Origin of the sequence: Paenibacillus yonginensis (assembly GCF_001685395.1) — a bacterium.
GTDB lineage: Bacteria > Bacillota > Bacilli > Paenibacillales > Paenibacillaceae > Fontibacillus > Fontibacillus yonginensis.
The window spans coordinates 4,333,774-4,347,827 of the sequence record NZ_CP014167.1 but is presented as its reverse complement, the minus strand read 5'-3'; the positions used below and the strand labels follow the sequence as shown (position 1 = coordinate 4,347,827).

The 14,054-nt window shown below is 53.5% G+C and carries 8 protein-coding genes; 5 read left to right on the top strand and 3 right to left on the bottom strand.

What is annotated here, in order from left to right; genetic code table 11:
- Positions 1 to 29 precede the first annotated feature (29 nt).
- From AWM70_RS19805 to AWM70_RS19790, 4 genes are all read left to right on the top strand, one after another.
- Positions 30 to 485, top strand: coding sequence for a carboxymuconolactone decarboxylase family protein (locus AWM70_RS19805; RefSeq protein WP_068699310.1), 456 nt, complete (start codon positions 30 to 32; stop codon positions 483 to 485).
- Between the two features lie 93 nt (positions 486 to 578).
- Positions 579 to 1,571, top strand: coding sequence for a sigma-70 family RNA polymerase sigma factor (locus AWM70_RS19800; RefSeq protein ID WP_068700880.1), 993 nt, complete (start codon positions 579 to 581; stop codon positions 1,569 to 1,571).
- Positions 1,572 to 1,683: 112 nt separating this feature from the next.
- On the top strand, positions 1,684 to 2,418 hold the full coding sequence (locus tag AWM70_RS19795) for an MBL fold metallo-hydrolase (protein WP_068699308.1): 735 nt from the start codon (positions 1,684 to 1,686) through the stop codon (positions 2,416 to 2,418).
- A 429-nt stretch (positions 2,419 to 2,847) separates the two neighbouring features.
- Positions 2,848 to 4,869: a methyl-accepting chemotaxis protein gene (locus tag AWM70_RS19790; protein WP_068699306.1), complete on the top strand. Its 2,022-nt coding sequence runs from the start codon at positions 2,848 to 2,850 to the stop codon at positions 4,867 to 4,869.
- Between the two features lie 112 nt (positions 4,870 to 4,981).
- Here AWM70_RS19790 and AWM70_RS19785 read toward each other — a convergent pair whose 3' ends face one another.
- From AWM70_RS19785 to AWM70_RS19775, 3 genes are all read right to left on the bottom strand, one after another.
- Positions 4,982 to 7,687: a right-handed parallel beta-helix repeat-containing protein gene (locus tag AWM70_RS19785; RefSeq protein ID WP_068699305.1), complete on the bottom strand. Its 2,706-nt coding sequence runs from the start codon at positions 7,685 to 7,687 to the stop codon at positions 4,982 to 4,984.
- A gap of 239 nt (positions 7,688 to 7,926) precedes the next feature.
- Positions 7,927 to 9,180: a sensor histidine kinase gene (locus tag AWM70_RS19780; protein WP_068699303.1), complete on the bottom strand. Its 1,254-nt coding sequence runs from the start codon at positions 9,178 to 9,180 to the stop codon at positions 7,927 to 7,929.
- Between the two features lie 234 nt (positions 9,181 to 9,414).
- Positions 9,415 to 10,464 (bottom strand): threonine aldolase family protein, encoded by a 1,050-nt coding sequence (locus tag AWM70_RS19775; protein ID WP_068699301.1) that lies wholly within the window; start codon positions 10,462 to 10,464, stop codon positions 9,415 to 9,417.
- Between the two features lie 139 nt (positions 10,465 to 10,603).
- Here AWM70_RS19775 and AWM70_RS19770 point away from each other — a divergent pair, with 139 nt between their 5' ends.
- Positions 10,604 to 14,005 (top strand): DEAD/DEAH box helicase, encoded by a 3,402-nt coding sequence (locus AWM70_RS19770; protein WP_068699299.1) that lies wholly within the window; start codon positions 10,604 to 10,606, stop codon positions 14,003 to 14,005.
- Positions 14,006 to 14,054 lie beyond the last annotated feature (49 nt).

The window sequence follows — 14,054 nt, the reverse complement described above, 5'->3', positions numbered from 1 at the left end:
GACCATTTAACCATACGGAGGCGAAGGAAATGAGTTTAAGATTCAACCATATGAAAGCAAATGCAGGAGCCTATCAGGCCATGAAGACCTTGGAGGGGTTCGCATCGGGGCATGTTCCTGATAAAGTATTATATGAACTGATTAAGATCAGAGTATCGCAAATCAACGGCTGTTCTTTTTGCTTGGACATGCACGCGAAAGACCTGCTAAAGCTGGGCGATTACCGGGATCAAATTTTGCTGATCGCCTTATGGCACGAAGTACCGGGCCTGTTCACGGAGAAAGAATGCGCCGTTCTTGAATTGGCTGAAGCCGTGACCTTGATCCATAAGGGCGGCGTGTCCGATGACTTGTATGCACGGATCAGAGTACATTTCAGCGAAGAGGAATATATGAACTTGATTATGGCGATCAATACTATAAACAACTGGAACCGGATCGCTATTTCCACCGGCATGTATCCGGGTTGTTTCGGAGCACACTGACACTGAGGGGAGGCCGCTTCATTGCCTGGCAACAAACAGGAAGCGCACTCATCGCATAGAGTTCAAGAAACGGGCAGCCCGCCGGGGGTCCCTCTGGAAGACTGGTATTACGGCTACCGAAGATACGCTTTATCCATCTCTTACCGCATGCTGGGGACGATGGAGGACGCGGAAGACATAATCCAGGACTGCTTTATAGAGCTGCAGCAGAAACCCAGGGAGGAAATTCAAAACCCCAAATCTTATATCGCCAAAATGACGGTAAACCGTTGCCTGAACCTGCTGAACAGCGCTCGCAAGCAGCGGGAAACCTATGTGGGAGAATGGCTCCCGGAACCCCTTCCCGGCTCCGGTGGTGATATATCCTTCAGCTATGCCGGTTCGGCGGCTGCCTCCCTCCCCCACTCCGAACTCTCGCACGGGAGCACCCCGGTTGCCCCGGAGGCTGTAGCAGAGCAGAAGGACATGATTTCGTACGCTTTTCTTGTCCTGCTCGAACGGTTAAACCCGCTGGAGCGTGCGATCTTTATACTTCGCGAGGCCTTCAGGTACTCCTATAAAGAAATTGCAGAAATGCTTGGCAAGACGGAGAGCAACTGCCGGCAGGTCTACAGTCGCGCCCGTAAAAATCTGCCCGCAGGCGGGCTCCTTCCGGAAAACCATTATGCTTTTCCGCCCGGGGAGGACTTGGATAGACGGCAATTGCTGGAACGCTTCACAAAAGCTTTTATGGCCCACGACACCCGGTCTTTGCTGGCGCTGCTTGCCGAGCAGCCGGTCTTTATTTCAGATGGCGGCGACTCCGTCCATACCGTGCTTCGCCCAATGAAAGGCCGCAAGGGTGTGCTGGCGCTGCTAAGCTCCCCGCGTATCTTTAGCACTCTGCGGAAAGCAGAAGCTGTATGCCTTCCGGTAAACGGGGAGCTTCAGCTTATCTTTCGGGAGCAGGACCAGGTTTCGGCGGTGTTATGCCTGGCCCTCAGCCAGGATCAGACGCAGATCCAAAGCCTGTATTTGATCGTAAGTCCGCAGAAGCTAAAGCGCATCTCCAATTTCCTGTCGGGCGAACAGCAAAGGAACAAATAATCCATTTCCAGGCCAAAGAGGGGGAACCGCGGTTCCCCCTCTTTGGCCGGTCCCTTTTTTATGATACTATTCGGGTTAGACAAAGGACTCACATTCCAAGGAGGACTCTATTATGGGATTACAGCTGCAAATGCTGGGCACGGGAAGTGCTTTCGCCAAGAAAAACTATAATAACAACGCCCTGCTGCTCGGCGATGATTTCACCTTGATGATCGACTGCGGCATTACAGCGCCCGCCTCCCTTTACCAGCTCGGTAAAAATTTTGGCGATATTGATGCCTGCCTCATTACGCACATTCACGGCGATCACGTTGGAGGACTTGAGGAATTCGGCTTTCAGTGCAAATTCATCTACCAGAAACGTCCAGTTCTGTATATTGCTGAGACGCTGGTCAAGCCGCTTTGGGAGAACACGCTGAAAGGCGCCATGGGCGAGGAAGGCGTGGATAGTCTGGATGCTTTCTTCGACGTTCGCCCGCTGAAGGAAGGACAAACCTACGAGCTGTTCAAAGGCCTCACCGTCGAAATCTTCCGGACGCCTCACATGCCGGGCAAGAACAGCTATTCCCTGCTGCTGAACGGCGACGTCTTCTACAGCGCGGACATGACCTTTCAGCCGGACCTGGTCTATAAGCTCGTGAACGAACGCGGCGTGCGCCGAATCTTCCACGAATGCCAGCTGACTGGTCAGGGAGCGGTGCATACTACGCTGGAGGAGCTGAAGTCGTTCCCGGAACCTATTAAAGCCATGATTTCGCTCATGCATTATGGGGACGAGTTTGATCAATTTGAAGGAAAGACCGATGGCATGGACTTCCTGAAGCAGCATAAGATTTACGATATTTAACGCCTGTTCAGACCGCTCGGTCCTTTCACAACCCCTGGACGGCTCTCCGTCCATCGGTGGTCTGCGGTTTTGCTTTAGGCAACCGATGAATTTAGCTATGGTGATCGCCATCGCCATATATGCTTCCATATCCAAAGAGCAACCGGAGCTGCGCCAGCTCCGGTTGTTCCATTTTCGATCCCCGGCCTCACTTGCCTCCGATAACCTCTAGCGCGGCGGAAGAAGCCGTCCCCTCTCTATATTTACATACAGGCATCTTCCTGCCTATTAAAATCATGAAACCCGCACCCGTTAACGCCGTCTCTTTCGTGTTGTAAATTTATCCATTACTCAGCATGGAATTTCGCAGGAATCTATACTACACTGGAACAATCTGCGCAAATTCTATAGCAGCTCAGATATCGCATAATGAGAAAGGAAGTTTGGTTTATGAAGGTTAGGTTGGGAGAGTTCAGAAAGGGATCGCTGTCGTTAAAGCTCAAGCTGATTGCGCTCCTTCTCGTCCTGACGGTTATCCCCGTCGTGCTTGTCGCTACAATTTCTACCCGTCTCTATTCGGGCATTCTGGTGAAGGAGATCCGGCAGCAGCAGGCGATTATCGCGTCTACCAACGCAAGTCAGCTTAATGATCTGCTGCAGTCAAAGGTAGCCGCTCTGGAATCCATGGCGGAGCAGTACCGGGATGTTTTTCTGCAGGGGAATTCACAGACGGTCGTAGCTCAGCTGAAAATGATGAAAGCGATGAACCCGGACGTGATTTCCTATGCTTTTTCGGATGGACAAGGGCATTTGGTCAATGAATCCTCCAAAACGTTTGATATATCGCAATATGATAATTTTAAGCGAATCCAGAAAGAGAAGAACGTCGGCATTTCTGATATTACGCAGGATCTTGAAACGAAACAGAACATCATTATTATCGACTACCCTCTGCTGGGGGACGCCAGCGAACTCGTGGGTGTTATCCAGGCTGTGGTGAGTCCGGGTCAAATCCTGGAGCAGCTTAATCGCAATAAAATGAGCGAGACGAGCAGCGCTTTCCTGCTGTCCAAGACGGGTACATACCTTGCTTATCCGGAAGCGGACCGGATCGGCAAAAACGTAAAGGATTTCGAATCCCCCGCAGCTGTAGCTATTTTTGAGCATGACATTCTAAGGAACCAGCAAGGAAGTACAACCTACAAAACACAAGATGGAACCTCTGAAATGGCCTCCTATACTCAGGTCGGATTAACCGGCTGGCGGGTGGTGGCCGCAGGGGAAGAAAGCGATTTGATGAAGGACGCCCGGCACTCGGAGCAGTTTGGTTATATTTTTATTATGGTGTGCGCCCTGGTCATAGCCGTGATCTCTTATTTCACAGCGAGCTATATTCTCCGCCCAGTTTATGTGCTGATCCGGCTCATGAAGAAGGCTTCTGGCGGCGACCTGACCGAACGGCTTCCGGTTAAAGGCCGGGATGAAATGGAGCAGCTCAAGGAGCATACCAATCTGATGCTGGATTCGTTCACGCTGACCCTGAAGAAGCTGGGGGAAGCCGTTCAGCATACGGCCGCATCCTCTAAGCAGCTAACGGCAATTTCACTGGATTCCTTGAGCGCCACGGAGCAAACCGCCCGCGCCGTCGCTCAAATGACGAAGGGCTCCGAAGTGCAGGTTGAAGGCTCTGAACAATCGGCATCCGCGATGGAGGAAATGTCGATCGGTATCCAGCGGATCGCTGAATCCTCCAGCATTGTAAACGAAAGAACCATGCACGTTCAGGAGCAAATTTCGCAGGGGGATCAGGTCGTACAGGCCGCGGTCGTCCAGATCGCCAGCGTCAGCCAGGCCGCCGACCGTTCAGCAGCTATGATTGAGAAGCTGGAGTCGCACTCCTCGGAGATCGATCAGATTGTCCGATACATCTCGGAGATTGCACAGCAGACTAATCTGTTGTCCCTCAACGCCTCTATTGAGGCTGCCCGCGCCGGAGAGCACGGCCGAGGTTTTGCAGTCGTCGCCGACGAGGTGAAGAAGCTCGCCGAACAAACCGCGCGGTCGACCGGAACGATTGCGGACATCATGTCGCAAATCCGCGATGCTGCGGCCGAGACTTCCAATTCCATTACGGCAGAAAGAGAAGAGGTATCCAAGAGCGTTGCTCAGATCGAGCAGGTAGGCAATGTCTTCGCCACTATCGTTCACGCCGTAAGCGAAGTGTCCAATCAGATCAACGAAGTCTCTGCGGCTACCCAGCAGCTTTCAGCCAGCACCGAGGAGGTTTCGGCCTCCATGCAGGAAATGGTCAGCATTTCAAGAGGCGCGCTGGAAGAGCTGAGCGGCATTTCCGCCAAAGCGGAAGAACAGCACCGCTACATGGAGACAATTTCCGCTTCCTCCGAGTCGCTCAGTTTAATGGCTTTCGAATTGGAAGAACTGGTGGCAAAATTTAAGACTAGTCAAATCTAGCAAATCCGCCGTACCAGACCACTATGCTCTTTGCAAAAGCAGCCCGCAGCAGGAAGTAATTATCCCGCTGCGGGCTGCTTTTTTATGGCATTCCCCTCTTGGTCAACCGTTTCTACCAGCTATTCCCCGTACCAGAAGCCGTAAAATTCGGAGAGTCGTTCTTGAATTGTCCGGAAGGCGCTCCCCCGCTTACCGTATTGTTCATGAAGGTTGAAGCGCCCGAAGCCGATTCTCGGATGTATACCCCGTAAGTACCAGCATTCAATATGGTGTTGGAAGCATACTGGACTGAAATGCCGGGTGCCGGCTCCTCTACAAAAATGCCGGAATAGGTGCTGTCCTGAATCGTATTGCCGGAGACGTTCACGGACAGATTCTGCGCTTTTCCGTTGTTATTGACCCAATAAGCCCAAACAGCGCCGATTGGATATCCGTAATCCCGATGCATCGAACCTGTCCGCTGCAGTTTATTGTTCTGGATGGTCAGCGTTCCGGTCAAAGACGGCGGATTAAAGTTTGTGCCAAATGAAATCCCTGAACCGCTCAGCACGGTATCCGTCACAAGGTTGCCGATAATCCGGTTGTCCTTCCCCCCATAAACGGCAATATTATTTGCTAGGGTTGGAAGCTGTACGGTGTTATAGCTGAACGTGTTGTTTGTATCCAGATAGGTATCGGACCACATGGCCATGCCGTCGTCTCCGCTGTTGCGAATCGAGTTGTTGGTCACTGTTGTGTTGGAGGTGCCATAGTGGAGGTTCAGGCCGTCCGCCCAGACATCCCGGATTCGGTTGTTCGAGACGGACGCTCCGCTCGTTTGATTAGTCAGCCAAATCCCCACTTTGGTATGTTCGATCCACAGATGGGTCAGGGTAGCATTTGTGCCGTTCCCCTCAATGCCGGAGACGCCATTGTAATCATCCCGGATGATATCGCTCGCGCTGATTTTGAAATCCGACAAGGTGACATTGCCGCCCCGCAAATAAAATCCCGCATAATCGCCCGAAAGCTTGGAGTACCAAATGCCTGCGCCTTTGACAGATATGCCGCTATCCAGATACAGCCGGGTTCCTGTACCGTCATAGCCCGCTCCTTTAGTGCCGTTGTTCAGTGTAAAAGTGCCTGCCGGAATCCAGACGCCTTTCAGCGTTCCGCCGGAATTCTTGACGGCATTGATGGCACTGTTGAAGGCAGCGGTGTCATCTACGCCGTCATTGGCAGAAGCGCCGTACTGGGTAATCGACACGAAGTTCGAAGGCATCGTTAACGGTGCCGGAACAGCCTCGGCCTCCAGCAGATCTATGGCCACGTATGCCGCCGAGCCGAAATTCAGGTTCGAAGAGTTCCGCTGCAGCTTGATTACGGTTCCGGCCGGGTAGGACCGATCCAGCAGAACCGAAACTTCGTCATACATATGGTGCGGTGTGTTAGAAACGGCGTTTGGATTGTTGGACCATCTGATTTGTCCGCCTTCCGTATTCCATTCCCCATAATTCCAGGCATATCTGGACGTCAGGTTCACGTCTTTGTACAAAGTACCTCCAATATACAGGCTGATAGCCGAATCGATGCCCGTACCGTCGGCATTATCCGGAAGCGCGTAGCGGATGGTTAAGCCTTGAGCCGCTTTAGACAGCGTGAACTGCACATATTGTCCGGCGGAGGTCAGCTTGACCGCTTTCCGGCCCGATGCCTCTGATGCTAGATCTCCCGCCGTAGTAAACGGGCCGATGACAGTTCCCGTGTGAGACACGTCTTCGGCTTCAAAGGTGTCATAAGGCATAGTCGCCCCGTAAGTGCCTGGGGACGGCGTTGGTGTTGGAGTAGGCGTCGGTGTCGGCGTCGGTGTCGGCGTCGGGGTTGGGGTTGGCGAAGGACTAGGAGACGGACTAGGCGCGGCCGAACCCGTATTATAAATTTCAAACTCTGCTGCCTGGCCACCGGTTGCCCCCGTGTTAGCCGTAAAGCTCACTCTTACATACCGGACAGCCGCAGCCGTCAAAGAAACTTGAACCGTATTATTATTGGAAACCGGGTCAAACGTATAAGCTTTGGAGGCCGCAAGCGTGCTGTAGGTTGAATTGTTGGTGCTGCCAAGTATGGAAAAAGTCTGGCTTCTCGCTCCCCATGAGGGCGGCAGCTTGAGTACGGCCGTATCCACATTTTGCACACTTCCCAGATCAACGGTCAGCGTGTTCGGATAGCTGACCGCTGCGCCTTCATAATAAGTGGAGCTGCTACCGTCTACCGCATTGGCTGCTGAGAAGCCTGGATAATTATAGTTTGCCGCAGCGGATTTACCAAAAGCCAGGTTGGTTCCCAGCGAAGCGCTGAGCGATAAATGGTCCAAATTCACATTGCCTGTATCGGAAGCATCAAATTTATAGGCAAGCGTGTTACTGCCCGCGTTCAACTGAATCTTTTCCAATTGAGTGCCCCAAGTATTCCAGTCCGAAGTGGCCGGCAGCGAGATTTGTTTAAGATTGGCTCCGTTAAGGTAGAGACTGAGTGTTTTGGCCGAGCCGGTTCCGTTGGCATACCGGAGCTCAGCTGCATATTCCCCTTGATGGGAAACGCTTACATAAAAAGTGGTGGAAGCACTGCCTTTGTTGCCATCGGTGTACCCGCCGACAAAACCGCTTCCCGTATAACCTGTATGATCGCCGGCTTGAGCAGCGCCGCCGGACAACATAGCCGATTCGGCTTCATAAACCGCGGATGCCGCAAAGGCAGACGGGGAGAAAGGCGTCTGCAGAACGATTAACGACAGGGTAAGCAAATAAACGATCAACTTGTCCGAAGTGAATCTCCTTAACATGGGATGCCTCCTTCTTAATGGGGATCTGACCCTGACCATGAAGGTGGGAACTGGGCCTCCATCGTCTGTTTGGGCAGTTTCATCATAAGCCGGGCTTCCGGGCAATATCCGGACTTTTACATGCGAAATCCGGACTTTCGATCAAGTCCTTGACTTGCGTCGAGTTTATCTTCCCCTGCAAGGGGTACAACCCAAAACAAAAGGCGGCCGGGCGGCCGCCTGAGCTTTATCCATTTAAGTCACGAAGGCAGCGGTTCGGCCGGAATGGTCAGCAGAAAGGTTGTACCGTGGCCCTTCTCGCTCTGAACCTCAATGCTCCCCTTCAGCTTGTGAACGGTGCTGTACACCATCAGCATGCCAAGACCGGTTCCTTCCGATTTCGTCGAATAATACGGTTTGCCCAGACGCGAAATTTCTTCCTTGGTCATGCCCACCCCGGTATCGTGGATGCTGATCATGATGTTCTGTTTCTTATCCGATATATCGATGCTCAGAACGCCGCCCCCTTTGCTTTTCATAGCTTCTATGGCGTTCTTGTACAAATTGATCAGACACTGCTGCACCTGATTGCGGTCATAACTTGTCTTCAGCTTGTTATTGAAGCGAAATTGCACCTCCACTTCGTTGATCGAGGCGTAAGGCAGGATGATATTTCTGGTGTATTCCAGCTCCTCCTGCATATTGGAATAGACCATATTGGCCGATTGCGGTTTGGCAAAAGACAGGAAGTCGCTGACAATTTGTTCGGCACGCTGGAGCTCCTGAAGCGACAGGTCGATGAACTCTTTTTCCCTCGTGGAAAGGTTGTTAGACTGGTTCAGAAGCTGCAAAAAGCCGCTCGTCACGGTTAATGGATTCCGGATCTCATGCGACACGCTCGCCGCCAGCTCGCTGACCACGTTGAGATGCTCGGTCTGGATCATTCGGTCACGTTTTTGGATATTGGCAAGAATTCGTTCGATTAGAATCATAATAATGGCGGTCATAATCGAATAGGTGGCCAAGGCGTTAAGCGTAAGGATCCAGAACTGCCGGTCCGTGTGTCCGATCACAAAGATCAGGCTGATCAAATAGCAAGCCATCATCAGAAAGGAAGCCGTGGAGGCGGCCAAAATCCTTTTCCTGGGGGATAAAAGAATAAACCTCTTGCTAAACAGCGGCACCAGCAGCAGGACAAACGTTGAGAACAGAAAGGACGGAAGAACTCCTTCCCCGCCTACATAAAACCTGGAAATATTTAATATGGCGTATAACGGAAGCACATTGGCATAACCCCCGAACAAAGCCACAAGAATAAATGGAATGTATCTTAAATCAAAGGTAAAGCCCGTCTCGAGCCGTATAGGCAGAATCATGCATAGACTCATCGTTATCGCCGACAGCAGAACAAGAAGCCAGCGGTTAAACGAATGTGGTCTGTTCTCGAAAAAGAGCAGGTAGATCACCACAGGAACCAGCAGAAACAGGAAATTCAGCAGCAAAGCTTCAAACAAGATTCAATCTTCCTTTCGACCTTTGGTGTGGGAGAACGGAGTCTATGTGCGTTTGGGCTTGGGTCTATACTATAGAACTTTACGATACCTCGATATGGCAAGTAAAGTTAATCTTGAGAAAAATTTGACATGTCTGTTCAAAATAAAAAGGCACCCGAAGGGAATCTTCGAATGCCTTGCTGCCCGTTCAACGACGTGTGTGGAAAAAACGCAATACTCCCTTGTTTAACAAACTTATAACTGAGCGTGCAGCCGCTTGATCTCATTGATCAATCCGGTCACATGCTCCGCCTTGGTCGCCCAGCTGGTGCAGAAGCGCACAACGGTGTAATGCTCGTCTGCCGTTTTCTCCCAGGTGGAGAACGTATAGTTCAATCTCAGTTCCTCCAGCAGCTTGTCCGGAAGGATTGGAAACTGCTGGTTCGTAGTCGAAGCATATTTGAAGGAGTACCCCAGCTCCGCGATCGCCCGCTGAATTCGGTCCGCCATCTCTACCGCATGTTTGGATATTTCGAGGTATAGGCCGTCTTCAAACAAAGTCTCAAACTGAATGCCGAGCATCCGGCCTTTGGCCAGCATGCCGCCCCTTTGTTTGATATGGTAACGGAAATCCCTGCCCAGCGCTTCATTCACGATAACCACCGCTTCGCCCATCATGGCCCCGACCTTGGTTCCGCCAATGTAAAATACATCGCACAGCCCGGCCAGATCGGCAAGCGTGACATCGCTGTCCGCAGCCGCAAGAGCGTAACCCAGGCGGGCTCCGTCTATAAACAGCGGCAGGCCGCATTCCCGGCTTGCCTGATGGAGGGCCTCCAGCTCAGCTTTGCTGTAAATCGTGCCGTTCTCTGTGGACTGGGAGATATACACCATGCCCGGCTGGACGACATGCTCATGGGTCGGGTCGTTCCAGTGAGCTTCGTATACTTCTTTGACCTGCGCGGCTGTGATTTTGCCGTCTTCGCTCGGCACGGTCAATACTTTATGCCCGGCCGCCTCGATTGCCCCTGTCTCATGGCCGGCGATATGGCCGGTTACAGCGGCGATTACGCCTTGATGCGGGCGCAGAATTGATGCGATTACCGTCGTATTCGTCTGCGTGCCCCCCACCAGAAAATGCACGTCCGCATGCGGCGCCCTACAGGCCGTACGAATGTACTCCCGCGCCCGTTCGCAGTGCTCGTCCGTTCCGTAACCGCTCGTTTGCTCCTCGTTGGTCTCCAGCAGTCTCTGTAAAATGCGCACATGGGCGCCTTCCGTATAGTCGCTTTCAAATCGAATCATGGCTGTCTGCCTCCCATTTAACCGTTTAACCCTGCGGTTTCTATTATACGCAATCCAGCAGGAGACCGGGCAATGGATTTTTTGTGCTACAATAAATCCAACAAACATCTGTTCTATCAAGATGGAAAGGACCGGTCCGATGAGTATCAAATTAACCAAGAAATCGATCAAGCAGTGGTGCGGAGCCTACGCCTATCAGAAAGGGGAACGGATCAACCGCGGCCAAAAGGTGTCGTTTATCCAGTTTGAGGAGGGAACCGGCCGCTATACGGCGGAAGTCACCCACCAAGGACGTCACCAAGCCCAGCTGGATTTAGAAAAACTTAGCCGCAATGGCCGTCCGGAGGCCGTCTGCTCCTGTCCTACTTTGGATTCCTACGATGCCTATTGCTGCCACGTTGCAGCCGTGCTGCTCCGGCTGTACGAGCTTCAGCAGGCCGATAACGATAGGCTCGGCGTGAGCCGCGAGTCTGGTGCCCTTCTTGCTCCGGCTGGCGTTGGTCGTCCTGCTCCCCGGACTCCTGACGGACTGACTCCCTCGGCTCCCGCTTCGCTCGGCTTGAACCAGCCGGAAAGCGGAGGCGACTCCCCCGCCCCCGCCTTCGCCCTCGCCGAACGTCTCCTTGGCCTCTTCGAAGACAGGCCGGTAAGACCCGTTCATAACCGCACACTGGTCGAAACCCGGAGCCTGCTGCAGGTCGAGTTCATAATCAAACTGCTCGAATTTAACCCGCACACCGCCCTGTTCGGCATCGAGCTGAAGGTCGGTCCTAAATCCCTGTATATCGTCAAAAATATCGCCTCCTTCCTGGATCAGCTTCGCCGCGGGGAAAGCGCCGTCCTCGCGCCAAGGTTCAGCTACGATCCTGAGCTGCACAGCTTTGCCGCAGAGGATGAGGCCATCCTTCAGCTGCTTGGCGAAGGGCTGCAGGACCGCGCGCTGTACCGGGATACAGACCGGCTAGGAGCTATTTTTGCGCCGGGAGCAAGCAGCGGCCGCCAGCTGCTGCTCCCCCCGCAGGTCTGGAAGAACCTGCTGCCGCTGCTGCTTAGGGCTCCCAAAGTGACGCTTATGGACGGAGGGCAGAAATATGAAGGCATCTCCGTCTCGGAGGAGCCGCTGCCGCTTCGTTTCGAGCTGGACAAGGCCGGCTCCGGGTCTGAAGATTACGAATGGCGCGCAGAGGGGCTGGAACGAATCAAAGTCCTGGAGCCTTATAGATTGGCATTCCTTGAAGGCAGACTGCTGCCGCTTTCATCCAAGACCTGCAAGCAGCTGGCCGAGCTGAAAGCCATTCTCGAAGAGGGGATCTCCAAAGGCGATTCGCTCGCGGTCCAGGTTCCGGGCAGCCATATCGAAGCCTTTATGAAAAAAGCCGTTCCCGGCTTCAAGCGTCTTGGCTCCGTCAGCATCGCCCCCGCTGTCGCCGGGAAGGTTACACAGGCTCCGCTCCAGGCCAAGCTGTACCTGGACCGGGTCCGTGACCGGCTGCTCGCCGCCGTGGAGTTTCAATACGATACGGTGGTCATTAACCCGCTGGAGGAGGAGCGCACGCAGCCGGGCAGCCACCGGATTCTGGTCCGCGATGCCGAGAAAGAGCAGCAAATCCTCGACATCCTGGAGCAGCAGCCGTTCACGAAGACAGAAGCCGGATACTATATGGACGAGGAAGAGCCCGAGTTCCATTTTCTTTATACGGTCGTCCCGCAGCTGGAGAAGCTGCTGAAGGTCTATGCCACAACAGCGGTGAAGATCCGGGTCCACAAGCTGGATGAGCTGCCGAAGGTCAGCCTTCAGGTATCGGCCACCGAAACGCTGAACTGGCTGGAGTTCCGCTTGAACATGGGCTGGATTCCCGAGACGGAAATCCGCAGCCTGATTAAATCCCTGGAGGAGAAACGAAGATATTACCGCCTGCCAAGCGGCTCCCTGCTGCCGCTTGACAGCGGCGAGCTGCAGGAGATGGCCGAGTTCCTCAAGGAGACGGGACTGCTGCACCACGAGATCGAGGGCAACAAGATCAGGCTGCCTTTAACCCGAGGGCTGCCTTTGATCAGCCCAAGCTCCGGCTCCGGAATCGTCAAGCTGGACCGTCCGGTCAGACAGCTTCTGGACAATCTGCGGAATCCGGACAACCTGGATTTTCCGGTTCCGGCCTCGCTTTCGCCGGTGCTTCGCGATTATCAGAAGCTGGGGTATCAATGGCTCAAAACGCTCGCTCATTACGGGTTTGGCGGTATATTGGCCGACGATATGGGGCTGGGCAAAACGCTGCAGAGCATTGCTTACATCGCTTCCGTTCTGCCGGAGATCAGGCAGCAGAACCGGCCGGCCCTTGTCATCTCGCCGGGATCGCTCATCTATAACTGGCGCGACGAGCTGCGGAAGTTTGCGCCGGACATTCGGGTGCTCATTGCGGACGGCACTCAGACGGAGCGGGCAGCCAAGCTAAGGAGGCTTGAGGAAGTCGATATCGTCGTAACCTCCTATCCGCTTCTGTTGCGGGATCAAGAGCAGTATGCCAAGGGGCCGTTTCACACGCTTATTCTGGATGAAGCGCAGGCGTTCAAGAATCCCGGCACCCAAACCGCACGGGCAGTCAAGTCCATCCAGGCCGGATTCCGGTTCGCTTTGACAGGCACTCCGGTCGAGAACCGTCTGGAGGAGCTGTGGTCTATTTTCCATGTCGTATTCCCGGCCTTGTTCCAGGATCTGAAAACCTTCGGCAATCTAACGCGTAAGGAAGTCGCCAAACGGGCGAAACCTTTTATGCTCCGCAGATGGAAGAGGGATGTGCTTCAAGACCTGCCGGAGAAGATCGAATCCATGAAGCCGACCGAGCTGCTGCCCGAGCAGAAGAAGCTTTACGCCGCTTATTTGGCCAAACTCCAGCAGGATACGCTGAAGCATCTAAGCGTAGACGGTTACCAGAAGAGCCGGATCAAAATCCTCGCCGGACTGACCCGGCTCCGCCAGATCTGCTGCCATCCGGCCTTGTTTGTAGAGGGCTATAAGGGAAGCTCTGCGAAACTAGAGCAGCTGATGGAGATCGTGGAGGAAGGACGGGCCAACCGCAAACGGATGCTCATCTTCTCCCAATTCACGGAAATGCTCGGACTGATCGGCGGCGCGCTGGACGATGTGGGTATTCCTTATTTCTACCTTGATGGATCTACGCCGGCTCGGGAACGGGTCGAGCTTTGCCGCCGCTTTAACGAAGGCGAAATGGACGTGTTCCTGATCTCGATGAAGGCGGGTGGCACCGGTCTTAACCTGACAGGAGCCGACACGGTCATCCTTTATGACCTGTGGTGGAACCCGGCCGTCGAGCAGCAGGCTGCAGACCGCGCTCACCGTATGGGGCAGAAGGAGGTTGTCCAGGTGATCCGGCTGATCGCCAAGGATACAATGGAGGAGAAAATGTACGAGCTTCAGCACAATAAGAAGCAGCTTATTGATGAAGTGATGGGCCAAGGGGGAGAAGCCGCTGGCGGTTCTTCCCTGACCGAGCAGGAGCTGCGGGAGATTTTAATGCTGTAAGCTATTTTTAGGAAAGCCGTCCTTGATTTTTGGATTGCAGACTCCACTT